Source organism: Verrucosispora sp. TAA-831 (assembly GCF_050780145.1).
Classification (GTDB): domain Bacteria; phylum Actinomycetota; class Actinomycetes; order Mycobacteriales; family Micromonosporaceae; genus Micromonospora.
Genome location: NZ_CP192240.1, coordinates 26,280 through 49,954, shown reverse-complemented (window position 1 = coordinate 49,954; position 23,675 = coordinate 26,280). Strand labels below are relative to the sequence as shown.

Annotated in this window: 19 protein-coding genes; 13 read left to right on the top strand and 6 right to left on the bottom strand. The window is 72.3% G+C overall.

All coding sequences use genetic code 11. The features are described from left to right. The first annotated feature begins 68 nt into the window (after nt 1-68). The gene (locus tag ACQVFL_RS00270; protein WP_396691961.1) at nt 69-527 is read left to right on the top strand and encodes a hypothetical protein; all 459 of its coding nucleotides are present in this window, start codon (nt 69-71) and stop codon (nt 525-527) included. 59 nt (nt 528-586) lie between these two features. Here ACQVFL_RS00270 and ACQVFL_RS00265 read toward each other — a convergent pair whose 3' ends face one another. Together ACQVFL_RS00265 and ACQVFL_RS00260 are read right to left on the bottom strand one after the other, a co-directional pair. Next, nucleotides 587-2,971 carry a glycoside hydrolase family 65 protein gene (locus ACQVFL_RS00265; protein WP_431728281.1) on the bottom strand — a complete coding sequence of 795 codons (2,385 nt, stop codon included), beginning with the start codon at nt 2,969-2,971 and terminating at the stop codon, nt 587-589. Nucleotides 2,972-3,029: 58 nt separating this feature from the next. Beyond that, the gene (locus tag ACQVFL_RS00260) at nt 3,030-3,731 is read right to left on the bottom strand and encodes a prepilin peptidase (RefSeq protein WP_431729923.1); all 702 of its coding nucleotides are present in this window, start codon (nt 3,729-3,731) and stop codon (nt 3,030-3,032) included. Between the two features lie 704 nt (nt 3,732-4,435). Here ACQVFL_RS00260 and ACQVFL_RS00255 point away from each other — a divergent pair. The 12 genes from ACQVFL_RS00255 (at nt 4,436) to ACQVFL_RS00200 (ending at nt 13,466) form a co-directional block, all read left to right on the top strand. Continuing rightward, the gene (locus tag ACQVFL_RS00255) at nt 4,436-5,011 is read left to right on the top strand and encodes a hypothetical protein (RefSeq protein WP_396691959.1); all 576 of its coding nucleotides are present in this window, start codon (nt 4,436-4,438) and stop codon (nt 5,009-5,011) included. Nucleotides 5,012-5,070: 59 nt separating this feature from the next. Beyond that, nucleotides 5,071-5,976 carry a hypothetical protein gene (locus ACQVFL_RS00250; RefSeq protein ID WP_431729922.1) on the top strand — a complete coding sequence of 302 codons (906 nt, stop codon included), beginning with the start codon at nt 5,071-5,073 and terminating at the stop codon, nt 5,974-5,976. Next, nucleotides 5,973-6,641: an SAF domain-containing protein gene (locus ACQVFL_RS00245; RefSeq protein WP_431728280.1), complete on the top strand. Its 669-nt coding sequence runs from the start codon at nt 5,973-5,975 to the stop codon at nt 6,639-6,641. Before ACQVFL_RS00250 ends, ACQVFL_RS00245 begins: the two co-directional genes overlap by 4 nt. A gap of 2 nt (nt 6,642-6,643) precedes the next feature. Beyond that, the gene (locus ACQVFL_RS00240; protein ID WP_396691957.1) at nt 6,644-7,444 is read left to right on the top strand and encodes a ParA family protein; all 801 of its coding nucleotides are present in this window, start codon (nt 6,644-6,646) and stop codon (nt 7,442-7,444) included. Continuing rightward, nucleotides 7,434-8,963, top strand: coding sequence for a CpaF family protein (locus ACQVFL_RS00235; protein ID WP_396691956.1), 1,530 nt, complete (start codon nt 7,434-7,436; stop codon nt 8,961-8,963). Before ACQVFL_RS00240 ends, ACQVFL_RS00235 begins: the two co-directional genes overlap by 11 nt. 3 nt (nt 8,964-8,966) lie before the next feature. Next, complete coding sequence (locus tag ACQVFL_RS00230; protein WP_431728279.1) at nt 8,967-9,869, top strand: type II secretion system F family protein; 903 nt, start codon at nt 8,967-8,969, stop codon at nt 9,867-9,869. Further along, a complete protein-coding gene (locus ACQVFL_RS00225) occupies nt 9,866-10,729 on the top strand; it encodes a type II secretion system F family protein (RefSeq protein ID WP_431728278.1) in 864 nt (287 codons plus the stop codon). Before ACQVFL_RS00230 ends, ACQVFL_RS00225 begins: the two co-directional genes overlap by 4 nt. 102 nt (nt 10,730-10,831) lie before the next feature. Then, nucleotides 10,832-11,026 (top strand): hypothetical protein, encoded by a 195-nt coding sequence (locus tag ACQVFL_RS00220; protein WP_396692694.1) that lies wholly within the window; start codon nt 10,832-10,834, stop codon nt 11,024-11,026. Nucleotides 11,027-11,029: 3 nt separating this feature from the next. Further along, complete coding sequence (locus ACQVFL_RS00215; protein ID WP_431728277.1) at nt 11,030-11,476, top strand: TadE/TadG family type IV pilus assembly protein; 447 nt, start codon at nt 11,030-11,032, stop codon at nt 11,474-11,476. Further along, nucleotides 11,458-11,925, top strand: coding sequence for a TadE/TadG family type IV pilus assembly protein (locus ACQVFL_RS00210; protein WP_431728276.1), 468 nt, complete (start codon nt 11,458-11,460; stop codon nt 11,923-11,925). The genes ACQVFL_RS00215 and ACQVFL_RS00210 overlap by 19 nt, the downstream gene beginning before the upstream one ends. Beyond that, the gene (locus ACQVFL_RS00205) at nt 11,922-12,347 is read left to right on the top strand and encodes a pilus assembly protein TadG-related protein (protein WP_431728275.1); all 426 of its coding nucleotides are present in this window, start codon (nt 11,922-11,924) and stop codon (nt 12,345-12,347) included. The genes ACQVFL_RS00210 and ACQVFL_RS00205 overlap by 4 nt, the downstream gene beginning before the upstream one ends. Nucleotides 12,348-12,362: 15 nt before the next feature. Beyond that, nucleotides 12,363-13,466 (top strand): LysM peptidoglycan-binding domain-containing protein, encoded by a 1,104-nt coding sequence (locus ACQVFL_RS00200; RefSeq protein ID WP_431728274.1) that lies wholly within the window; start codon nt 12,363-12,365, stop codon nt 13,464-13,466. Nucleotides 13,467-13,577: 111 nt separating this feature from the next. Here the strand turns inward: ACQVFL_RS00200 and ACQVFL_RS00195 are convergent, their stop codons facing one another. From ACQVFL_RS00195 to ACQVFL_RS00180, 4 genes are all read right to left on the bottom strand, one after another. Then, complete coding sequence (locus tag ACQVFL_RS00195; RefSeq protein ID WP_431728273.1) at nt 13,578-14,429, bottom strand: Rieske 2Fe-2S domain-containing protein; 852 nt, start codon at nt 14,427-14,429, stop codon at nt 13,578-13,580. A gap of 186 nt (nt 14,430-14,615) precedes the next feature. Continuing rightward, nucleotides 14,616-18,902 carry a discoidin domain-containing protein gene (locus ACQVFL_RS00190; RefSeq protein ID WP_431728272.1) on the bottom strand — a complete coding sequence of 1,429 codons (4,287 nt, stop codon included), beginning with the start codon at nt 18,900-18,902 and terminating at the stop codon, nt 14,616-14,618. A 103-nt stretch (nt 18,903-19,005) separates the two neighbouring features. Next, nucleotides 19,006-21,882, bottom strand: coding sequence for a discoidin domain-containing protein (locus ACQVFL_RS00185; RefSeq protein ID WP_431728271.1), 2,877 nt, complete (start codon nt 21,880-21,882; stop codon nt 19,006-19,008). A gap of 132 nt (nt 21,883-22,014) precedes the next feature. Then, a complete protein-coding gene (locus tag ACQVFL_RS00180) occupies nt 22,015-23,652 on the bottom strand; it encodes a glycoside hydrolase family 13 protein (RefSeq protein ID WP_396691946.1) in 1,638 nt (545 codons plus the stop codon). Nucleotides 23,653-23,675 lie beyond the last annotated feature (23 nt).

Here is a 23,675-nt window from a genome sequence, read left to right as displayed (position 1 = left end):
TTGATCCGGTTGTGCCCGCCGCCCACCGGCCACCACGGTGGGGGCGCCGACGACCGGAAGGGACGCCGATGACCAGTGAACGCGAGACCGTGGAGGTCGACCCCGCGCTGTTCCAGGCCGTCTACGACTCACCCGCGTCGCTGCCCGGGCGGCACCGGTGGACCACTCCGGAGGCCGACGTCCGGCGGATCGAGAAGCTGCTCGGTATGCCGCCACGCACCATCGGCGCACCGCTCTGGGTCAGCGGCGACCAGCCGGACTGTCCCAAGTGCGGTCGCCGGATCACCTGGTACGACATCGTCGCCTCGGCGTTGAAGGGCGTCCACGACCCGGCGATGATCGCCACCGTGATCCTCGGCGACCGCCGGTACGTCAACACCGGACTGCCCGCCGCCATCCCCGACGTCCGCTGCACCGACTGTCGCTCACCGATCGACGGGCTTCGCAGCTTCAAGTGCCACAACTGGGCGTACGCCTTCGAGGAGCTGACGGCGATCCAGCAACGCATGGCCGGCACCCAGACGTAAGGAAGGGTCCCCTGCTATACACCCGGCGTTAGCAGGGGACCCTTCCTTTCACACGGCCCCTACGCGGCGGCGGCGCGACGGGCGGGCCGGCGGCCGGGAGGGGCGGTCGGCTCGTCGCCGAAGTCCGGCACCGACGGCATCGGTCGGCGGGCCGGGGCACCGGCGACCACCCGTACCCGCTCGCCGAGATGCCAGAGGTCGACGGCGGTGTCGGCCGGGGCGTCGGGCAGTTCGTAGCGGGCCTCGTCGGCGGTGAGGGTGACCAGCAGCCGGTGCCCGTGCCAGCACAGGCTGAACGCCAGCCGCTCGATCCGGTCGGGCAGCCGGGGATCGAACGAGAGCAGCTCACGGTCGTCGCGCATGCCGCCGAAGCCCTGCACCAGCGCCAACCACGAGCCGCCCAGCGAGGCCAGGTGCAGCCCGTCGCCCGTCTTGTCACCGATGTCTTCCAGGTCCTGCAACACCGACTCGGCGAACAGGTCGTACGCCAGGTCGAGGTGACCCAGTTCGGCCGCGAGCACCGCCTGCGGCGCGGCGGACAGCGACGAGTCCCGGACCGTACGCGCCTCGTAGTAGGCGAAGTTGGCCGCCTTCTCCTCCACGGTGAACTCCCCGGGGCAGCGCAGCATGGCCAGCACCAGGTCGGCCTGCTTGACCACCTGGCGGCGGTACAGCTCCAGGTAGGGGAAGTGCAGCAGCAGCGGATAGTCGTCGTCGCCGGTGTCGTCGAAGTTCCACTCCGGTTGGCTGGTGAAGCCGGCCGCCTGCTGGTGCACCCCACGCTTGGCGTCGTACGGCAGCACCATCGCGTCGGCCGCCGCCCGCCAACCGGCCACCTCGGCCGGGTCCACGCCCAACCGACCGGCCGCCTCCGGATACCGCGCGACGGCGTCCGCCGCACCGCGCAGGTTCCGCCGGGCCATCAGGTTGGTGAACGCGTTGTCGTCGACGAGTGCGGCGTACTCGTCCGGGCCGGTGACCCCGAAGATGTGGAAGCCGCCGTCGTCGGTGAAGTGCCCGAAACCGCGCCACAGCCGGGCGCTCTCCACCAGCAGTTCCAGCCCGGCCCCAGCCCGGAACTCCTCGTCGCCGGTGGCGGCGACGTAGCGCAGCACCGCGTCGGCGATGTCGGCGTTGACGTGCAGCCCGGCGGTGCCGGCCGGCCAGTAGCCGGAACACTCCTCGCCGCCGATGGTCCGCCACGGGAAGGTGGCACCGGTCAGCCGCAGTTCCGCCGCGCGATCCCGCGCCCGGGGCAGGTGTGCGTGCCGCCAGCCCAGGGCGGACCGGGCGACACCGGGAGCCACGTACGTCAGGACCGGCAGCACGTACTGCTCGGTGTCCCAGAGCACGTGTCCGTCGTACCCGTTGCCGGTCAGTCCCTTGGCCGGGATGCACAGCGGACCGTCGGGGCGGCCCGCCTGGATCAGGTGGAACATGGCGAACCGGATCGCCAGTTGGAGTTCCTCGTCGCCGTCGAGCACCACGTCGGCGGTCTGCCAGGCGGTGTCGAGGGCGGCCCGTTGGTCGGCGAGCAGGGTGTCGAAGCCCGCCGTACGGGCCGCGTCCGCCTCGGCGGTCACCTGGTCGGCGAGTTCCTCGGCGTCGGTGCCGTCGACCGGTGCCCACTCGTACGCCACGAACTTGGTGAGGCGTACCCGTGCGCCGGCCCCGACGGTTCCGGTGAGGGTGAGTCGGATCCGGTCCTCGGTGGCGTCGGTGCTGGTGGCGATCTCGTCGGGGGCCGACAGGCGGTGCGCCACGGCGACGGCGATCCGCTGGTCACTGTGCTCGGTGCGGTGCACCAGTACCCCGTCGACGCCGTCGGCGTGGTGCCGCTCGGCGGTCAGCGGGTCGTGGATGATCGACGCGGCCCGGGGGTCGTCGGCGCGCTCCGGGACTCGCTCGTTGGCCAGCAGGTCGGCGCAGATCCGCAGCTCGACCGCCTCGTCCAGGGGTTCCACCGTCCAGTCGAGGGCGGCGACCCGGCGGCGCGGCAGCGACACCAGTCGAGTGCTGCGGACCCGCACCCCGTGTCCGGCCGGCGAGATCCATTCGGTGACCCGTTGGAGCACCCCGGCCCGCAGGTCGAGCACCTGTTCGTGGGTGCGCAGGGTCCCGGTGCGGACGTCCAGCGGTTCGCCGCCGACCCAGAGCCGGACGAGGGTGGCGTTCGGCGCGCTGATCACGCTGTCGCTGAGCTGCGGGAAGGCGTAGCCGTCCTCGGGGTAGTCGAGCGCCCGCCGTTCGTGGAACCCGTTGAGGTAGCTGCCCGGCATGTCGCAGGGGTCGCCCTCGTCCAGCGTTCCGCGCCAGCCGAGCCAGCCGTTGCTCAACGCGAAGATCGATTCGGTCTCGCCGAGCCGGTCCAGGTCGTCCTGGGTGCGGACGATCCGCCACCGGCCGTCCGACGTCGGTGACGGCCGGTCGGGGGTGCTCTGCACAGCGCCTCCTGGGGTGCGACGACGAGCCCTGCGGACCGTCATTTCCCCGCCGGCCCGCTCACCACACCAGCAGCAGCGCCCCCAGGGTGCCGAGCACCAGGTACGGCCCGAACGGCAGGTGGCTCGACCAACGGGCCCGTCCGGTGACCAGCAGGGCCAGCGCCACCAGCCCGGAGAGGACCAGCGCGAGCAGCAGCCCGGTCACGAGCAGGCTCCAGCCGTACCAGCCGAGCAACGCGCCCGCGCTGAGCGCGAGCTTGGCGTCGCCGATGCCGAACCCGCGCGCACCGAGCAGCAGCGTGGTGACCGCGAAGAAGAGGGCCAGCCCGAGCCCGGCAGCGACGGCGCGCCACCAGGGCGTGGCCCCGGCACCGGTCAGCGCGGCGACGCCGAGCAGCAGCCAGATGCCCGTCGCGGCCGGCCAGGTGAGCCGGTCCGGCAGCCGGTGCACCGCGAGGTCGACGAAGACCAGGGGAATCGCGAAGGCCAGCCACCACGCGGCTGCGGCGAACTCGGCGACCGGCGGGCGGGTCAGCAGCAGCCCAGCGAGGACGGCCACGGCGACCAGCTCGACGCTGCCGGGTAGCGCGCCGACCCGCGCGCCGCATCCGTCGCAGCGGGCGGTCGGCCCGAGCGCCGGCCACGGCCGGGCCAGGCTGATCGGAGCGCCGCATGCCTCGCAGGCGGACCTGCTGCCGACCTCGGCGGGTACGGCGAACCGCGCGATCGCGTACCGCATCAGCGGGGTGATCGCCAGCATGGCCAGGGCACGCCGACCCGGCCGGCGGGTGGCCGAGGCGTCCGACGGTGGGTGTTCGGCCGATGCCCGCTCGCGGAGCGGCGGGCTCGGGTCGCGCCGGCTCATGCGGCAGACTCCGCAGTCGACCCCACCACGGACCGTAGTGTGTCCGCTCGGTGCGAGTGGTGGAACGAACGTCGGGCCGGGGCTCCTCCGGCTCTCACGGAGTGTCGACCGAAACGCGCCGGACCGACTGATGCAATTCCCATGGAATGCAATTGGCGCGATAACAAGCCGGAAATGACCGGGGACAGATCGGACCACATGCCATTTCCCGTCACATGACGAACGGCTGATCGACCGCTCCACGAACGACGGTTCGGCACGACCGACCGTACGCGTCCGCCCGACGCTCCGGGCGTCACGACCGATACCCGCAACCTACCGGTAACCACCTGACACCACCACCATCCATGACTCAGCGTGTTCGGTTGAATTGCCTCTGTTGCATCGGCCGGCATCAGCCTATGCTCGCCCCTTGGACGTGGCGCAACCCATGTCGACGGGGGCAGCACCAGCCAGGCAGTGCATTTATGGAGATCTACACAGGTAAATGCGGCTGCGATTCGGGCAGGACCGGGGAACGGCCCTCCGGTCGTACTACCGCACGCCTGGGAAACGCCGGCGACGGCGGTCGCCGGATCAGCACCGAGGAGGGCACGAAGGTGCGAGCACGGCAGCTCAGTCGCTGGACGGCCGGTCTGGTCGCGGTGGCGGCGGTCGGCACGACCACCGCCTGCGGCGGCGCTCAGCAGGAGGCGACCACCACGACACCGGCCGAGCGACGCGGGACACCGGCCGACACGCAGCGGGTGGCCGAGGAGAAGGCCGCCGAGAAGGCGGCGCTGGCGGCCTACACCGGCTATCTCACCGCCTCCCGCACAGCGAGCCGCCGGAGCGACCCGCAACATCCGGACCTGACCCGCTTCCTCGGTGACCCGCTGCTGACCCGGGTCCGGCTCAGCCTGGTCAAGGCCCGGGACAACGGTGCCGTCAGCGTCGGCACGATCCGCTCCGACCCCGCCGTGACCTCGGTCAACCTGGACGCCTCGCCGCCCACCGTGGAGATCCAGGACTGCCTCGACGCGACCGGCTACCGGCTGGTCTACCGCAACGACGAGAAGAAGACGGTGCCCGGCACCCGGGGCTCCCGACACCTGGCCACCGCCACCGCCCTGCGCTACCCCGACGGTCGCTGGCTGATCAGCGCCGGGGCCGCCCACCGGGACCAGCCGTGCTGACCGCGGGCGCGACGCGAGCCCCACGGCCCCGGGACGACGACCCGCGTCCCGGTCGTCGGCTGGTCCGCCGGACGCTGCTCGGTAGCGCCCTGGCCCTGCTGCTGCTGACCACCGGGCCGGCGGTGCCGGCACACGCCGACCCCGGCGCCGAGTGTCCGCCCGCCCAGCCCAACTGCAACGTCTGGGACGACGACCCCGGCAACGGTGGCAACGGTGGCAACAACGGCGGTGGGGGCAACAACGGCGGCGACAACGGCGGCGGTGGCGCTGGCGTCTGCCAGTGGAACGGAAAGACCATCCCCTGTTACACCGACGATCTGGGCTGGTTCAACAGCAACGACGGTTGCTACTACAAGCTCGCTGAGCCGCAGCCGGAGGCCCGCGAGGGCTACCAGTGGTACACGCGCACCTGCAACGGCGGCGATCTCGGTGCCGTGGAGGTCGTCGAACTGCCCGAGGCACCACCGGGCTTCGGGGCCCCGCCGGACCCGGAGGAGTTGGCCCGTCGGGCGTTCGCCTCGATCAGCCTCGTCGCTCCCCGAGCCAGGGTCGCCCCCCGTAAACACATCGGCCCCGGCCTGGTCGGGCTGCCGGTCTGGATGTGGGCGGAGCGCGGCCCGAACCAGTTCGGTCCGCTGACCGCCTCCGCCTCGGACCGCGGTCTGACCGTCAGCATCCGCGCCGAGGTCGACGAGGTCGTCTGGAACATGGGCAACGGCGTCAAGGTCACCTGCAAGGGCCCGGGCACCGCGTACGACCGGGATGGTCGGCACGCCGGCAAGAAGTCCCCGGACTGCGGCTATCACAGCGGCTACCCGAGAGCCGACACGTACGAGGTGCAGGCGACGACGCACTGGAACGTGACGTGGGTGGGCGGCGGCCGGAGCGGCACCATCCCCGGCGTCACCCGCACCACCGGTCCGGTCGAGATCCAGATCAACGAGCTTCAGGTGGTGACCCGATGAGCGTGGCGACCCGCAACGGCAACCCTTCGGTGGACGCGCCGGTCGCCCCGCCCCGGGTGGTCCGCCAGCGTCGGGTACGCCCCGGCCTGCTCGGCCTGGCCGTCCTGCTGATCGCCCTCGGCGGCCTGGGTTCGGCGTTCGCGATCACCTCGGTCCGCGCCACCGGCAGCTACCTCGCCGTAGCGCAGACCGTCGAGGTGGGCAGCGTGCTCGGCGCGGACGACCTGGTGGCCGTGCAGGTGGCCGGTGGGCAGGGGCTCGACCCCGTGCCGTCCGGTCGGCTCGCCGAGGTGATCGGGATGCGGGCGGCCGTCTCGCTCGCCCCGGGGACGCTGCTGACCATGGCGCAGCTCACCGACGACCCGCTGCTCGGCCCCGGCCAGCAGCAGTTCGCCCTCGGGCTGCGCGCGGCCCAGGTCCCCGCGCCGAAGCTCCGCCCCGGCGACCAGGTCCTGCTGGTGAGCACCCCCAACAACGACGGCAACAGCAGCGGCGGTGGCTCGTCGAGCGCCACCCGGTTCACCGCCACCGTCACCGACGCGGTCAGCACCGAGGGCCGCGACGAGGTCGTGGTCTATCTGGCGCTCGCCGTTCGGGACGTACCGGCCGTGGTGGCGTTGGCCGCCCAGGACCGGATCGCGGTCGTGCTGACCAAGGCGGCCTGAGTATGGCGATCATCGCGTTGGTCTCGGCCAAGGGCTCGCCGGGGGTGACCACCGCCGCGTTGGCCTGCGCGTTGAGCTGGCACCGGCGACTGGTCCTCGCCGAGTGCGACCCGGCCGGCGGCTCGGTGCTCGCCGGCTACCTGGGCGGTGCGCTGGACGGCCCCCGGGGCATCGGCGAGCTGGCCGTCGGGGAACTGCGCGACGGCAGCCTGGAGTCGACGTTCTGGTCGCAACTGGTCGACCTGGACGCGCCCCGCCGCGAGCGGCTGCTGTTGCCCGGCGTCATCGACCCGGCCCAGGCGGGCAGCGTCATCCCGCTCTGGCAGCGGTTCGCCGACTACTTCAGCGGGCTGGAGCACGGCGACCCGCCGTACGACGTGCTCGTCGACTGTGGCCGGTTGCACGTGGTCGGCACGCCGTGGCCGCTGCTGCGAGCCGCGTCGGTGGTGCTGGTGGTGAGCCGGGCCCGACTGCCCGACCTCTCCGGCACCCGCGCCATGATTCAGACGATCGAGCGGGACTTCGCCGAGCACCGGGTGCAGCCCGGCACGCTCCGGCTGCTGCTGGTCGGCGGCGGCCACGGCAAGACCGAGGTCGGCAAGGCGTTGCACACGCCCGTCATCGCCCGGTTGCCGCACGATCCGCGTACCGCCGAGGTGCTCAGCCTGGGCGGCACCGTCCGGGCGTCGCGGCCGCTGCTGCGCGCGGCCCGGGGCCTTGAGGTGCCGGTCGGCGCGCTGCTGGAACGGCGACGGGCCCGACTGGCCTGGCCGGTGACCCAGGTGGTGCCGGATGCGGTTTGAGCCGGTCTCGTCGGACCCCCGCCGGTTGCCACCCGGCGCGACCTCGACCGCACCGCCGCTGCCCCCGGTCAACGGACGGCACCATCCGCCGATGCCGGCCCCCGTCGCACCGGTGGCACCCGAGCCGCCGCCCCGGCCCCGGGTGGACTTCCAGATCGTCCGCGAGCTGCGTCGCGAGTTGAGCGAGCGGCTCACCCGCTGGCAGCGCGGCCGGGAGTTCACCGTCGACGAGGAGGACACCGAGCGGGCCCGGCTCGCGGTCGAACTGGTCGCCGAGTACGCCGACTCGGTGCGCCGGGCCGGCACGCCGATGGCCGCGGGCGAGGAGCGGCTGCTGCTCGACCAGGTCACCGCCGAGCTGGCCGGTCTCGGTCGGCTCCAGACGCTGCTCGTCGACGACAGCATCGAGGAGGTGCACATCCTCGGCTGCGACCAGGTCCGCATCACCCGGCACGGCGGCGGCGTGGACTGGGCCGATCCGATCGCGGACAGCGACGACGAGCTGGTGGAGATCCTCCAGGCAGCCGCCCGCCGGGCCGGCGCCACCGAGCGTTCGCTGTCCACCTCGAAGCCCACCCTGGACCTGCAACTGCCCGACGGCAGCCGGTTGGCCGCGGTGTTCCTGGTCAGCCACCGTCCGTACGCGGTGATCCGCAAGCACAACACGCTCGACGTGACCCTGGACGACCTGGCCGGGGCGCGGGGCGACCTGGACGAGATGATCGACCCGCTGCTGCGGGACTTCCTCCGCGCGTCCATGCGCGCCGGGCTGAACATCATGGTCGCCGGGCTGGCCGGTGCCGGGAAGACCACCGTCATCCGGGCGTTGATGAGCGAGATCGCGCCGGACGAGCCGTACGTGCTGTTGGAGGAGAGCCGGGAGTTGCTGCCGGCCCGACGCGGCGCGCGGCACCGGGCGGTGATGAGCTTCGAGGCACGGGAGGGGCACGGCGAACGCGGGCCGGACGGCCGCCCGGCCGGTGAGGTGAGCATCGCCGACCTGATCCCGGTCTCGCTGCGGATGGGCGTGCTGCGGATCATCGTCGGCGAGGTGCGGTCCCGGGAGATCGTGCCGATGCTCCAGGCGATGACCACCAGTCGGGGCTCGATGTGCACGATCCACGCGCGTACCCCCGGCGGGGTGAGCGAACGGATCATCGAGTTGGCGCTGGCGCACGGCCGCGAGATGACCGTCGACCAGGCCCGCCGGATGGCCGGTAACGCCCTCGACCTCATCGTCTACGTCAACGTGGAGGACGAGACCGGGATCGGTGGCCGCAAGCACCGGTTCGTCTCGCACGTCGAGGAGGTCCTCGGCGTCGGCGAGGCCAGCCGCATCACCACCACCCAGGTGTTCGGCCCCGGTCCGGACGGCCGGGCCGTCCCCCGGCACCTGCCGGAACGGATCCGCGACCAACTGCTGCGGGTCGGCTACGACGCCCGGCTGCTGAGCCGCTGGATCGAGGCCGGCCAGGGCGCGTGGCGACGTCCCAAGCAGACCCGACTCGGGCGGCGGTGACCCGTGCTCGACAACATCCAACTCATCGCGGTGGTCTCCGGGGCGGCCTGCGTGGCCGGGCTGGTGCTCACGGTCGTGGCGCTGGTCGGCACCCGCCGTCCGCCCGGTCCCGCACCCGGCGCGGGTCCGGGGCTCGGTCGGCTGTGGCGCGGCTCCGGCACCACGCTGCGCGAACAGCAGACCCACCAGGCGCTGCTGATCGGCGCGGTGGTCGCGGGCGCACTGGCGTTCCTGGTGACCGGGCTGCCGGTGGTCGGGCTGCTGGTCGCGGTGGCGGTGCCCGGCACGCCCTGGCTGTTCTCGGTCGGACGGGCCGAGCGGCGGGCGATCGCCCGGATCGAGGCGGTCGGCGAGTGGACCCGCCGGCTCAAGGACGTCTCCTCCACCGGACAGGGCCTCCAGCAGGCGATCATCGGCACCGTCGGCACCGCCCCGGAGGAGATCCAGGAGGAGGTACGCCTGCTCGCCGCCCGGCTCCAGGCCGGTTGGCTGGCCCGCTCCGCCCTGCTGGCGTTCGCCGACGAGATCGGTGACCCGGTCTGCGACCAGGTGGTGGCGGCGCTCATCCTGCACCTGACCGACCGGGGCGAACGCCTCGGCGACGTGCTCGGCTCGATCGCCTCGGCGGCGTCCGCCGAGGTCGCCACCCGGCGCGAGATCGAGGCCAAGCGCACCCAACCCCGCTTCGCGGTCCGCTTCCTGACCGGGATGACCCTGGCCACCATCGCGTACGGGCTGCTCAACCGCGAATACGTGCAGCCGTACGACACGCCGTTCGGCCAGGTGGTGATGGCGGTGCTCGGTGCCGCCTTCGTCGGCCTGCTGGCCTGGGTGCGGTCGATGAGCCAGCCGCCGCGACCGGCCCGCTTCCTGCCCGCCCCCGATCCCCGGGAGGTGGTGGCGTGAACCTGCACCTCACCATCGCCGTGCTCGGCGGTGCCGTGGTCGGGCTGGGTGTCTTCCTGATCGTGCGTGAGCTGGTCCCGGCGACCCCGGCGCTGGGTCCGGCGCTGCGTCGGCTGCACCAGCCGCCGGGGACGGCCCGGCTCGCCCCGGCCGACCGCCGGCTGGACTGGCTGACCGGGCTGGCCCGCTGGCTGCGTCCGCCGCACCGGCAACTGGCCCTGCTCGACCGCACTCCTGAGCAGTACGCCCTCTCGCTGCTGATGTCCGCGTTGATCGGGCTCGCCGCACCGGCCCTGCTCGGCTTCACGCTGTTCGCCGTGGGCGTCTCGCTGCCGCTGACCGTGCCGGTGCTGGGCAGCATCGGTCTGGCAGTGCTCTGCGCCCTGGTCGCGCACCGGTCGCTGATCGCCCGCGCCGACGCGGCCCGGGACGAGTTCCGGCAGGCGGTCTGCACCTATCTGGACCTGGTCGCCTTGCAGCTCTCCGCCGCGCACGGCCCGGTGCAGTCGCTGGAGCGGGCCGCCGCCATCTGCGAGGGCTGGGTCTTCGACCGGATCTCCGAGGCGCTGCGGATGGCCCAGATGCAGATGCACTCGCCCTGGGACGAACTCCGCGACCTCTCCGACCGGATCGGCATCCCGGAGCTGGGCGACGTCGGCGCGATCATGCGTTCGTCCGGCAGCGAGGGCGCCCAGGTGCACGAGACGCTGCGCAGCCGCGCCGACTCGCTGCGCGACCAGATCCGCACCGACAACCTGGCCCGCGCCGAGGGGGTGACCAGCCGGCTCGACATTCCCGGCGCGCTGCTGGTCTTCGTCCTGCTCGGCTTCGCCATCTATCCCTTCCTCGCCCGCCTCTGACACTCGACCTCGACCGAAGGAGCCCCGATGTCCGTCCACACCGACCGGGACGTCGCGCTGGGAGCGCGACTGACCGACCTCAGCGACGCGGTGGGCACGCGGATGACCCGCGCGCACGTCGCACTCCGGATCCGCCTGTCCGAGCTGCGCGGTGACCGTGGCGACAGCCCGGTCCCGACCGCAGTGATCATCTTCGGCCTGGTGGCCGTGGCGATGGCGGTCACCGCCGCGGCCCTCGGCGCGGCCAACGACTGGATGAGCAACATCCCGAGGCACCAGAACCCGACGGCGCCCTGACCGATGCGCCGTGCCCTGTTCGCCGGCGGGTGCCGGGCGGTCGCGGCCGTCCGGCACCGTCGGCTGCCCGGCGACGGCGAGCGGGGCGGGAATCCGGTCGAGTTGGCGGTGACGCTGCCGGCGATCCTGCTGATGGTCTTCGCCGCCATCCAGGTCGCCGCCGTCTTCGTGGCCCGTTCCACCGCGTTGCACGCGGCACAGAGCGGGGTGAACGCCGAGCGGCTCGACCAGGCCCCGGCGGGTGCCGGCGAGGAACGCGCCGCGCGCTTCCTCGCCCAGGCCGGTGACTGGCTCGTCGACTGGGACGACCCCGGTCCGGACTGCGCCGTCACGGCGACCGACGTGACCTGCACGGTGACCGGTCGGTCGCTCTCGATCGTGCCGGGGGTCAGCTTCTCGGTGCGGCAGACCGCGCACGGCACCGCAGAACGATGGACGAATCCGCCGTGAGCCGGGGCTCGGTGTCGATCGAGGTGGCCGTGCTGGCACCCGCCTTCGTGGCGTTGATGGTGCTGGGCGGGGTCGCCGGGCGTACCGCGATGGCGAGCGAGGCGCTGGAGGCCGCCGCGCACGACGCGGCGCGGGCGGCCTCGATCTCACGGGACGCCACCTCGGCCCGCGACGCGGCCCGGGACGCGGCGCGCCGCCAGCTCGACTGGCGGCGGGTCTCCTGCTCCCGCCTGCCGGAGGTGGAGTTCAGCGGCTCCGTCGACGGCCGGTCCACCACCTTCGACGAGGCGTTCCGCAGTTCCGTCGGGCAGGACGCGGCGGTCACCGTGGAGATCACCTGCCGGGTGTCCTATCAGGACATCAAGATCTCCGCACTGAGGATGCCGGACGGCAACCGGGTCACCGTGTCGTTCACCTCGCCGCTGGACCGCTACCGGAGCCGGGGATGACGGCCGGGCGGGGCGACGCCGGGCGGGTGAGCATCTTCCTCGCCGTGGCGATGATCGGCGTACTCGGCATCATCGGCATGGCGTTCGACGGCGCCGGTCAGCTCCGCACGCTGCAACGCGCCGAGAACCTGGCCGCCGAGGCGGCCCGGACCGGTGGCCAGGCCATCGACCTGGCCACCGCCATCGAGGGCGGTCCGAAACGCATCGACCAGACCGAGGCCCGGTCGGCCGTCGCGGACTACCTCGCCGCCGCCGGGGTCAGCAGCCACGCGGTGACCTTCCCGGTGGTCGACGGCGAGACCGTCATCCGGGTACGGGTGTCCGTCACCTACCGCCGGGCGATGCTCGGCCTCTTCGGCTTCTCCAACACCGTCACCGTCTCCGGTGAGGCGACCGCGCGGGCGCTGACCGGGGCTCCCTAGGGAAGGAAGGTAGCCATGGCCGCATCGGGTGGCACCGCCGTACGGCGGGTCGGTCGGGTGCTGACCGGATTCGGCGCGCTGGTGGTGCTGATCGGGCTGCTGGTCGGCGGTCCGATCGCGTTACTGGCGTTCGCCGGCAATCCGCTTCCGGACCACGTGCCCACACTCGCCGAGATCGGCACCACGCTGACCAGCCGGGACGACGGGCAGCTCTTCCTGCGGGCGCTGGCGATCGTCGGGTGGTTCGGCTGGGCCACCTTCGCGCTGTCGGTGCTCGTGGAGTTGGGCGCGCAGTCGCTGCGCCGCCCGGCACCCCGGTTGCCCGGGATGGGTCGGCAACAACGGGCGGCGGCGGCCCTGGTCGGCTCGGTCGCGTTGATCATCGCCGCGAGCCCGGCGGCCACCGCCGCCACCACGGCGTACACCGCGCCCAGCTATTCCGCGCCGGCAGCGGCAGCCACGACGTTCGCCGCACCGGCGACGCTGGCCGGGCCGGCCACGGCGTACGAGCCGGTGACCTCGGGGACGGAACGCGCGACGGCCGACGCGCCGGTCTACCGGGTGGCGAAGGGGGACTACCTCGGCAAGGTCGCCGACCGCTACCTGGACGACTTCGAGGACTATCGGAAGCTGGCCGCGCTCAACAAACTGCGGGACCCGGACCGGATCCGCCCCGGTCAACTGATCACGCTGCCGTCGGACGCGAACGACCAGGGTGCCCGGCCGCACGCCACCGGTCGGCTGGTCGGTGCGCAGGCCCGTCCCGCGCCCGAGCAGTCGCGTCCGACGCCGTCGAAGCCGGACGTCGAGCAGCCGGAGTCCCCCGCGCCCACGCCGCCACCCGCCGCCACCCCGCAGGGACGACCGGCACCGCACGACGAGGCACCGGAGGGGCACCCGCCGGTGGTGACGGTGGGTGCGGCACGGGCCGGTGAACCGGACCGGGTGAACCGTCCGCTCGCCATCTCCGCGGTGCTCGCCGTGGCCAGCATCGTCGGGGCGCAGATCGGTGCGGTGCTCGGTCTGCGGCGTCGACCGGTGCCCGTGGCCGCCGCCCGGCAGCCGGTCCGGAGCGGTCCGCCCGCCGAGCTGCCGGTCGGCCGCCACCGCAAGGACTGACCGGGCCCGTCGCACTCCCGCAGGGACTGACCGGGGGCGCTCGCACCCGCTGGGGCGGGCCGCCCTCGGGTGGTCCCGCCGGTGCCGGACGGCGTCACCGGTGGCACCGCCTTACGGCAGTCGGGCCTCCACCCGGCCCTGGACCACCCGGGTCGGCAGGGTCTGCTGGTCGTTCGAGGACGGCCCGTGCACCACCTCGCCGCCGTTGAGACGGAAGGTGCTGCCGTGCCACGGGCAGACCACGCAGGCGTGGCCGTCGATCTCGGTGACCTCGCCCTCGCCGAGCGGTCCGCTCTGGTGCGGGCAGCGTTCCAGCATCACCGTGACGTCGTCGCCGTGCCGATAGAGGATCACCGAGACGTCGTCCACCTTGCGGGTCACCAGTTGCCGCTGCGGCAGCGAGGCCATCTCGGCGACCGAGTGCCAGCCGCCGCTGATCAGGTGCAGGTCCGAGACGCTCACGTTCACCTGCGCACCCTGCTTGTACGCCAGGTGTCCCCCCAGGTACGCGCCGGCACCGGCCGCGCCGAGCCCGAGCCAGCCGAGCGTACGGCCGAGTTGGTGGCGGCCGGCGAACCGCGCGGCCACCGAGCCGGAGTAGAGGACCAGCGCGACGGTGTTCGAGGCGGCGTGCACCAGGCCGACCCGACGCTGGTCACGGGAGAGCGCCGCCCAGTCGTTGAGCCCGGCGACGGCCGCCGGCAACGCGCTCACCGTGCCGATCGTGGTGAGCGTGGTGGCGGCTCGGCGCTGGCCCGGCATCAGGTCCAGGATCGCCGCACTGACCCACGAGCCCACCGGCACCTGCACCATCGCCGGGTGCAGCGGATGGCCCAGCCAGACGCCGTGCAGCAGGTCCCGGACCCGCTGCCCGCGCAGGGTGCCCTGCACCGCTCGCTGCAACCGGTCACCGAACCGGTCCAGCCCGGACGCTTGCTCGATCTTCGTCAACAACGCTCGCACCCGTACCGACTTCCCGCCCTACGCGGTCGCAAACCGGTCGCTTGGGACGAAACGGTGGCGACGGCGGCAGGCCGCACCTCGACACGCCCCGCGATCATGGAGTTGTGGCGGCCCTTCTGCACCTTCTGTGGGCTCTCGGGGGTGCCACAACTCCATGATCGACGTGAGGGTGGGGGGGGTGGTGGATCAGTTGCGGTTGATGGTGAAGGTGGACGTGGTGTTGCGGATGTCCTGCCAGTTGTCGCTCAGGCGCAGGTTGGTGAAGGTGACCGAGCCGACCGCCGGGCCCTGACCCGCCTCGGGCATCTCGTTGACCCAGATCCCGAAGCCCGACTTGGCGTCGAAGGCGTCACCGCTGCGCCGGGCACCGCTGATCGACACGTTGGTGAAGACCGTGTCGGTGATCGGGTTCTCCGGTTGGCTGCCGGTGTACTTGGTCTGGAACATGATGCCGGAGTAGGTCGGGTCGACGATGTCCACGTCGCTGACGCGGATTCCCCGGAACTCCTTCGACGCGGAGAACACCCAGATCGCCGGGAAGGTCTGCGCGCCCCAGAAATGGCCACCGGCCCGGACCAACGAGATGTTCTCGAACCGGGTCGGTGGGCTGGATCCGAATCCGACGAACGGATACCCGAAGTCCAGCGAGCTGATGGTGATGCCCGAGTACGTCAGCATGTCCGCGATGTAGAGGTTGCGGAACACGTTGTCGTAGCCGCCGTACACCGCGATCCCGGCCGCTCGCCAGGTCAAGGTGGCGGTCAGGTTCTCGAACACGTTGCCGTGGTTACCGGTCGACGCGCCCTGGTCGGTCGCGGAGAACAACGCGAAGGCGTCGTCGCCGTTGGAGCGGCCCTCCGAGTTGCTGACCAGGTTGTCGGTGCTGCCGTTGGTCAGGTTCACCGCGTCGGCGAAGGTGTTCCGGAAGCGGCTGTTGGTGATCTTCAGGCCGCTGACGCTCACCCCCCAGTACGCGCAGACCGTGTGCTCGACCCAGACGTTGTCCAAGGTGAGGTCGTCGACGTCCTTGAGTTCGCCCCAGACCTTGCCCGGCCCGTCCTGCCGGACCGTGTAGTTGCCGAAGAACGCCAGGTGGGAGAAGGTCGACCCGCTGGCGCTCGGCTCCACCCGGAACCCGGCGTCGGTGTTCTGCTGCGACGACGGCGTCTGGAACCGGGTGAACCACATGCCGGCGCCGACCACCTTCACCGCCTTGCCGTACACCTGGAACTTCTGCGCGGTCTCGTACGTGCCGGCGGGCAGGTAGACACCGACCAGGTTGCCGGTGGTGTCCATCCGGACCGCGTCCAACGCGCTCTGCACGTCGGCGTGGCTGAACCCGTTGGGCACCCGGTACCGCGCCGGGTCCGGGTTCTCCCGGGGCGTCACCTGCTCCAGGTTGACGAAGTCGACGGCGTACGTGGTGGTGTTCGCCGGGTCCTTCTGCAACCGGATCCGGCTGCCGGCCGGGATGGTGGAGTTGAGCAGTACGTTCGCCTCGTCGTAGAGGTGCCGGGGCGGCCCGGCGCTCGGCGAGTCGCTGGGGCTGGCCTCGGCGCCGTACAGCCAGATGTGCTTCGAGGTGAGGCTGATCGGCTTGTGCAGCACCCCGTTGACGTAGATGTTCAACGTCGAGGTGATCCCGCCGCCGTTCGGGGCGTCCGGGATGGAGAAGCGGGTGACCAGGGCGTTGGCCGGTGCCTTGGTGGTCCACTCGACGTACGCGCCGGTGGTGTTGAGGGTGACCGCCCGGCGGCCGGACGCCTCACCGGCCAGGTCACCGATGGTCCGGTTCGGCCCGATCACCTGGGCGCCGCCGCCGACCGAGCCCTCCTCGGCCTCGTAGTGGTCATACGGCAGGTTGGCGCCGCGCCCCACGAACAGCGGACGCTCGCTGGTGTTGTTGGCCCGCTTCACCGGCAGTTCGTTGGCGTCGGCGGCGATCACCACCCGGACGGTGTACCGGCCGTTGGCCGCCGTCCAGGTGCCCAGGTCGACCGGGCTCGCCGTGACGCCCGCGCCGATGCCGCCGCCCGTCGAGCCGGTGAGTGTCCGCACCGCCGTACCGGCGTCGTTGAGCACGGTCAGCGTGATGCCGTGCGAGCCGCTCGCCGAGGCGATGGTGCCCTGGTTGCGCACGGTCACCGTGAAACGGACGGTGGCGCCCGCGCTGGGCGTACCCGGCGACCAGGTGACCGCCGAGGCGACCAGGTCGGAGCTGGCCACCGGAGCGACCGTCAGCCGGGTCGGGTTGGTGTACGAGTTGTTGCCCTCGTTCTGCTCGATGACCGTGTTGGCCGGGTCGACCGTGGCGCTGAGCTGGTAACTGCCCGCGTTCCGGGCGGCGATGGTGGTCGACACGCTCGTCGACGCACCGGCGGCGAGCGCGCCGACGTTCGCCTGGCCGACCTTCGTCCCGTCCAGGGCGAAGTCGACCGTGGTCGCGCCGGAGCCGAGGGTGCCCGCGTTGCGCACGGTGGCGGTGAGCGTGAGCTGGTCGGTCTCCACCGGGTTGGCCGGGGCGGAGGTCACCGTGGTGACGGTGAGGTCCGGGTTCGGTGCCGGGGTGCCGATCACCTGGAGTTCGGCGACCTGCCCGTTGGAGGATCCGGTGTTGGCGGTGAAGGAGAGCCGCACGTCGGCGGCGGTCGCCGAGACCGGGATGGTGACCGTGTTGCTGCCCGCCGGGCTGAACGAGTAGTTCGCCGAGCCGACGAGCGTGCTGAAGCCGGAGGCCGACTGCTCCCGGCCGAGCACCGAGAAGGTCTGGGTTCGCGGACCCCACGCCGGGTCCGGGTTCAGCTTCACCACGATCGCGCTGACGCTGGCGTTGGCGCCGAGGGCGACCGTCAGCGTGCTCGGGTACGCGCCCGGCGCACCCTCCCAGTAGGTGGTGACGTCGTCGTCGACGGCGTTGGCCGCGGCGAAGACGTGCACCATCGACGAGGCGGTGGCCGGCTTGCCGGCGGCCAGGTTGGTGCCGCCGGGCGTGCTGCCGACACGGGTGACGGTGTTGCTGTTCGCCGAGACGTTGCCCGCCGCGTCCTTCGCCCGGACGAAGTACGACACCGTCGCACCCGCCGACTGCGTGTCCGTGTACACCAACGTCGTCCCCGACACACTCGCCCGCAACGCACCGTTGGCGAACACGTCGTACCCGGTCACCCCGACGTTGTCCGTCGACGCCGACCACGTCAACCGCACCTGCCCACTCCCCGGCTCGGAGAACGCCAGGTTCGTCGGCGCGGTGGGTGCCTGGGTGTCGCCGGAACTGCCGGTGCGGGTGACGGTGTTGCTGTTCGCCGAGACGTTGCCCGCCGCGTCCCTGGCCCGGACGAAGTACGACACCGTCGCACCCGCCGACTGCGTGTCCGTGTACACCAACGTCGTCCCCGACACACTCGCCCGCAGCACACCGTTGGCGAACACGTCGTACCCGGTCACCCCGACGTTGTCCGTCGACGCCGACCACGTCAACCGCACCTGCCCACTCCCCGGCTCGGAGAACGCCAGGTTCGTCGGCGCGGACGGCGGCTGCGTGTCACCGGTGGCCGGCCCGTACACCTCGAACTCGGCCAGTTGCCCCGCCGACCAGCCGGTGTTCGCGGTGACCAGCAGGCGGACGTAGCGGGTGGCCGCCGAGCCGACGGTGATGGTCACCGTGTTACCGCTGGCCGGGTTGAAGGCGTATCCGGCGGAGGCGACCAGGGTGGTGAAGCTCGTGCCGGTGGTGCTGCCCTGCACGGTCACCGTCTGGGTACGCGCGCCCCACCCGGCGGGCAGCTTGAGCACCAGCCGGTCGATGGTGACCGTGGCGCCCAGGTCCACCTGGATCCACTGCGGGAGGGCGTTGTTCGGGCTCTCCCAGTAGCTGGTCTGGTTGCCGTCGTTGGCGTTGCCGGCGACGTAGACGTCGGCGTGGCCGCTGGCGGACATGGTCCGACCGGCCGCCAGGTTGGTCGAGGACGCGACCGCGCCGTACACCTCCAGCTCGGCCAGTTGGGCGGCGGGCCAGCCGCTGTTCGCGGTGATCGCGATCCGCACGTACCGGGTGCTGGTGGCCGGGAAGTCGAGGGTGACGGTGTTGCCGCCGGCCGGGCTGAAGGCGCGGCCCGCCGACCCGACGATCGTGGCGAAGGTACTGCCGTTGGTGCTGCCCTGCACCGACAGCGTCTGGGTACGGGTTTCCCAGCCGGCCGGCAGCTTGAGCTTGACCTGGTCGACGGAGTGGGCGGAGCCCAGGTCGACCTGCACCCACTGCGGGAGGGCACCACTGCTCTCCCAGTAGGTGCCGGCGTTGCCGTCGGTGACGTTGGCCGCGACGAACGCGCCGTTGACGCTGCTGGCGGTGGCCGCGCGACCGGCGGCCAGGTTGGGTCCACCGGCTGCGGCGGCCGGTGGGGCGGGTGCTGCGGTGAGGACGAGGCCGACCGCGACGAGCACGGCGGTCAGCCGGGTACGGAATCTGGACATGGGGGATCGACACCTTCTTCCGGGGGGTGTGGAGAGGCGTTACCGGGTGGCGCTCTTGCGGCGTGGGTGGGCCCCGCTTCGGCGTGCGGGGCCCACCCACGGGTCAGGTGGCGTGGACCTCGAACTCGGCGATCTGCGCCGCCGGCCAGCCGGTGTTGCCGGTGACGTTGAGCCGGACGAACCGGCGGTCACCGGCGGGCAGGCTGATCGACACCGTGTTGCCGGTGGCCGGGTCGAAGGTGCGGCCCGCAGGGGCGGCCAGCGTGGTCCAGGTGGTGCCGTCGGTGGAATCGAGGACCGCCACCGTCTGGGTACGGGTCTGCCAGGCTGACGACGGCGGCAGCTTGAGGACCACCCGGCCCACCCGACGGGCGGTGCCGAGGTCGACGGTGAGGGTCTGCGGGAAGGCGTTGCTGACGCTCTCCCAGTACGTGCCCGCGTTGCCGTCCACCGCGTTGCCGGCCGCGTACACGTCGACGTGGCTGGTCGCCGCGACCGGCCGTCCCTGGGCCAGGTTGCCGGTCGGTGGCCCGGTGGTGGGCGGTGGGGTGGTCGGCGGCGGGGTGCTGCCGCCGTACACCTCGAACTCGGCGATCTGCGCCGCGGGCCAGCCGGTGTTGCCGGTGACGCTCACTCGGACGAACCGGCGGTCACCGGCGGGCAGGCTGATCGACACCGTGTTGCCGGTGGCCGGGTCGAAGACCCGTCCCGCCGAGGCGGCGAGCGTCGTCCACGAGGTGCCGTCGGTCGAGCCCAGCACCGACAGCGTCTGCGTGCGCCGCTCCCACCCGCTCGGCAGCCTGAGCACGACCCGGTCGACGGAACGGGCCGCGCCGAGGTCGACGGTGAGCGTCTGCGGGAACGCGTTGTTGACGCTCTCCCAGTAGCTGCCCGGGTTGCCGTCCACCGCGTTGCCCGCCTGGTAGGTCTGGTTGTGGCTGGACGCGACGGCCGTCCGGCCCTGGGCCAGGTTCCCGCCCGGCGGCGGCGTGGTCGGCGGCGGGGTGGTGGGCGGCGGGGTGGTCGGAGGAGGCGTGGTCGGGGGCGGAGTGGTGGGCGGGGGGCTCGTCGGGCCGCCACCCCACTGCGGCTCGGGCCACGGACCGCAGTACGGGTTGGCGGAGTACCAGCCGGAGTTGCCGGCACCCTGGGTGATCTGGAAACCGCTGCCCACGCAGTTGTGGATCGGGTTGGGTTGGGCGACGCCGGTGGCGCGTACGTTGGTGAAGGAGACCTGGCTGGGCGCCTGCACCTGGAGCGCGTACGTGCCGGTGCCGTCGATACGGACGTTGCTGAAGCTGATGCCGCTGCTGACGCCCTCGATCCAGTGCAGCGCCGCGTACGAGCTGTCCAGGATGTCGGTGTCGCTGACCTGGATCGACGCGCCCTGGAGCGGCTCGTTCAACGCGGAGAACCAGATCGCCCCGACCCCGAACCGCCAGTTGTAGTCGGAGTTGCCGTTGCGGATCAGGGTGTTTCGGGCCACGGTGATCGTGCCGGCCACCGCGGTCGACCCCTGCACGCCGGTGTACCGGTTGGCCACGTGGATGCCACCACCGTTGGTGACCGAGTCGGCGGTGACGTTGTCGGTGATCCGGATGTCCCGGCCGCCGTAGGTGACCAGGTGGTTGGCGAGGATGGTCACGCCGATGGTGTTGCGGGTGAACGAGTTGCCCACGTTCGGCACGGTGTCCGCCCACATCGCCAGCGCGTCGTCCCCGGTGTTGCGGACGAAGGTGTTGGTCACCGTGGAGTTGGTGACTCCCCAGTGGAAGTTCACCCCGTCGGCGGTCTGGTCCAGGATCCGGCTGTTGCGGATGGTGAAGTTGTCCATCGGCCCGTCCATCCACGCGCCGACCTTGGTGTGCTGGAGCCAGAGGTTGTCCACCACCGAGTCCGACATCGCCCCGCCGATGGCGTTGACCTGATCGTCGTCGACGCGTTCCCGGATGTCACCGATGATGGCGAAGTCGCGCAGCACCACGTTGCGGCTGGGCCCACCGGCCTCGTGCGGCCGGATCTCGCCCCGGTATCCGCCGCCGGTGACGTACTTGCCGTAGATCCCGGCGGCCCGCTTGCGGTCGGTGGGGTGCCGGCCGCCGAGCACCGAGTGCCACGGCCCTGCCCCGCGCAGGGTCACCCCGTCGACCACGACGTGGTCCCAGAGGGTGAAGGTGCCCGGCGGGATCCAGACCGTACGCCCCTGGGCCTTCCCGGCGTCGACGGCGGCCTGGAACCGGGCGGTGGAGTCGGTCGCGCCGGTCGGGTCGGCACCGAAGTCGGTGACCACGTCGAGCACGTTCGCCGGCTTGGTGATCGGCGCGGCGACCAGTTCGAAGTCGGCCAGGTCGATGGTGAACGTCGGCGACTGCGCGGTCGACGAGACCTGGAGCCTGATCTTCGTACCGGCCGGGTAGGTGGTGCCGAACAGGGTCCGCGCCTCGTCGTAGAAGTGGTGCGGGTTGACGTCGCCGGGGTTGTTGTTGAACGGGTAACCGCCGTAGTACCAGCCGTACTTCGAGGTCACCGGTACCGGCTTGACCAGCGTGCCGTTGGCCCGCAGGTCGATCGTGGCGTCCCGGCCGGTGCCGGCGGCGTTGTCCGGGAGGCTGTAGCGGAACGTCACCGCGTTCGCGGGCGCGGTGAGGGTGAACTCGACGTACTCCCCGACCGCGTCGAGGGTGACCGCCTCCCGGCCGCTGGCCTCGGACGGCAGCGTGCCGTAGCGGCGGTCCGGGCCGATCCGGGTGCCGGTGTGCGCGGCGTTCTCGGCCTCGTGCTCGACGAACGGGACGGTGGCACCCCGCCCGACGATGTCGAACGGACTGAGTCCGGCGGCCCGCGCCGGGGTCGCGGTCCCGGCGAGGGTGACGACCGTGATGGAGGCGGCGGCGAGGGTGGTACCGGTGAGCGCGGCCAGCGCGGTACGGAACCGGTGTCCGGGTGGGTGGGGATGGTGCGGAACGGTGTGGTCGGCCATGAGCGGCGCTCTCCCTTTCCTCAGGTGGCCAGATACCCCCGTGTTCGTGGTGCCGGTGCTGCGGTCACCTCCTCGTCGTCGCCGGTCCCGGTGTCGGCGGCGGGACGGAGCCGCCGACACCGGGACCGTGCCCTAGGCGGAGCGGGGCGCGGTCCGCAGCCAGACGGCGGTGTCCGGCGGCAGCAGGTCGTCGTCGAGCGGCCCGCTGGCGAGCAGCCGCTCGGTGTGCGGCGGCAGTGGCACCGCCACCGGGGAGAGGTTCACCGCGCAGGCGAAACCGGGGTCCCGCCGGAACGCCAGCACCCCGTCCGGGGCGGGCAGCCAGGTCATCGGGCCGTCGCCGAGGGCCGGCTCGGCGCGGCGGACGGCGATGGCGGCGCGGTACAGCTCCAGCATCGACCGGTCGTCGCCGGCCTGCGCGTCGGCGGTGCGGTCCTTCCAGTCGGCCGGTTGCGGCAGCCACGGCGCGACCGGCGCGCCGTCCGGGCTGAAACCGAACGGCGGCGACTCACCGGACCACGGCAGGGGTACGCGGCAGCCGTCCCGGCCCGGGTCGACCCGCCCGGACCGCTCCCACATCGGGTCCTGACGCAGCTCGTAGGGGATGTCCTCGACCTCCCAGAGACCCAGTTCCTCGCCCTGGTAGACGTAGGCGGCACCGGGCAGCGACAGGGACAACAGCGCGGCGGCGCGGGCCCGGCGGGTGCCCAGTTCCAGGTCTGTGGGGATGCCCTCGCGTTTGGCGGCGAAGCTGAACGTGGTGTCCGCCCGGCCGTACCGGGTGACGTGCCGGGTGACGTCGTGGTTGGAGAGGACCCAGGTGGCCGGTGCGCCGACCGGGGCGTGGGCGTTCAGCGTGCCGTCGATGCTCTCCCGCAACGCGGCGGCGTCCCAGGCGCAGCCGAGGAAGTCGAAGTTGAACGCGGCGTGCAGTTCGTCCGGCCGCAGGTAGGCGGCGAACCGCTGCCGGTCGGGCAACCACACCTCACCGATCAGGGCCCGGTCCCCCGGGTACGCGTCCGCGATCCGCCGCCAGCCCCGGTAGATCTCGTGCACCCCGTCGAGGTCGTGGAAGGGGTGTGGCCGGTCGGCCGTCACCTCGGGCAACGTGCCGTCCTTGACCAGCAGCCCGGCGGAGTCGATCCGGATGCCGTCCACGCCCCGGTCGAACCAGAAGCGCAGGATGTCCTCGAACTCGGCGCGGACCCGGGGATGGTCCCAGTTGAAGTCCGGCTGCTGCGGGGCGAACAGGTGCAGGTACCAGTCACCGGGGCGGCCGTCCGGGTCGGTGGTCCGGGTCCAGGTGGGGCCGCCGAACTCGCCGACCCAGTCGGTCGGTCGCTGGTCACCGTCGGGGCCCCGGCCCGGGCGGAACCAGAACAGGTCCCGCTCGGGGGCGTCCGGGCCGCCGGCCAGCGCGGCCTGGAACCAGGGATGGGCGTCGGAGCAGTGGTTCGGCACCACGTCGACGATGGTCCGGATGCCGACCGCGTGCGCCTCGGCGATCAACGCCTCCACCTCGCCCAGCGTGCCGAAGACCGGGTCGATGTCACGGTAGTCGGCCACGTCGTACCCGGCGTCGGCCATCGGCGAGGGGTACCAGGGGCTGAACCAGATCGCGTCGACACCGAGCGCGGCGAGGTAGCCCAGCCGGGATCGGATGCCGGCCACGTCGCCGATGCCGTCACCGTTGCCGTCGGCGAAGCTCCGGGGGTACACCTGGTAGATCACCGCGCCTCGCCACCACGGACCGCTGTCTGCTGGGGACACGAGCACCTGCTTTCTGCGTTTGG

Excerpts from the sequence above, each read along its gene's own strand:
- ACQVFL_RS00185 (WP_431728271.1), bottom strand. The coding sequence starts at position 21,882 with ATGGCCGACCACACCGTTCCGCACCATCCCCACCCACCCGGACACCGG.
- ACQVFL_RS00210 (WP_431728276.1), top strand. The coding sequence starts at position 11,458 with ATGGACGAATCCGCCGTGAGCCGGGGCTCGGTGTCGATCGAGGTGGCC.
- ACQVFL_RS00235 (WP_396691956.1), top strand. The coding sequence starts at position 7,434 with ATGCGGTTTGAGCCGGTCTCGTCGGACCCCCGCCGGTTGCCACCCGGC.
- ACQVFL_RS00240 (WP_396691957.1), top strand. The coding sequence starts at position 6,644 with ATGGCGATCATCGCGTTGGTCTCGGCCAAGGGCTCGCCGGGGGTGACC.
- ACQVFL_RS00205 (WP_431728275.1), top strand. The coding sequence starts at position 11,922 with ATGACGGCCGGGCGGGGCGACGCCGGGCGGGTGAGCATCTTCCTCGCC.
- ACQVFL_RS00215 (WP_431728277.1), top strand. The coding sequence starts at position 11,030 with ATGCGCCGTGCCCTGTTCGCCGGCGGGTGCCGGGCGGTCGCGGCCGTC.
- ACQVFL_RS00260 (WP_431729923.1), bottom strand. The coding sequence starts at position 3,731 with ATGCTGGCGATCACCCCGCTGATGCGGTACGCGATCGCGCGGTTCGCC.
- ACQVFL_RS00220 (WP_396692694.1), top strand. The coding sequence starts at position 10,832 with ATGACCCGCGCGCACGTCGCACTCCGGATCCGCCTGTCCGAGCTGCGC.
- ACQVFL_RS00200 (WP_431728274.1), top strand. The coding sequence starts at position 12,363 with ATGGCCGCATCGGGTGGCACCGCCGTACGGCGGGTCGGTCGGGTGCTG.
- ACQVFL_RS00270 (WP_396691961.1), top strand. The coding sequence starts at position 69 with ATGACCAGTGAACGCGAGACCGTGGAGGTCGACCCCGCGCTGTTCCAG.
- ACQVFL_RS00245 (WP_431728280.1), top strand. The coding sequence starts at position 5,973 with ATGAGCGTGGCGACCCGCAACGGCAACCCTTCGGTGGACGCGCCGGTC.
- ACQVFL_RS00190 (WP_431728272.1), bottom strand. The coding sequence starts at position 18,902 with ATGTCCAGATTCCGTACCCGGCTGACCGCCGTGCTCGTCGCGGTCGGC.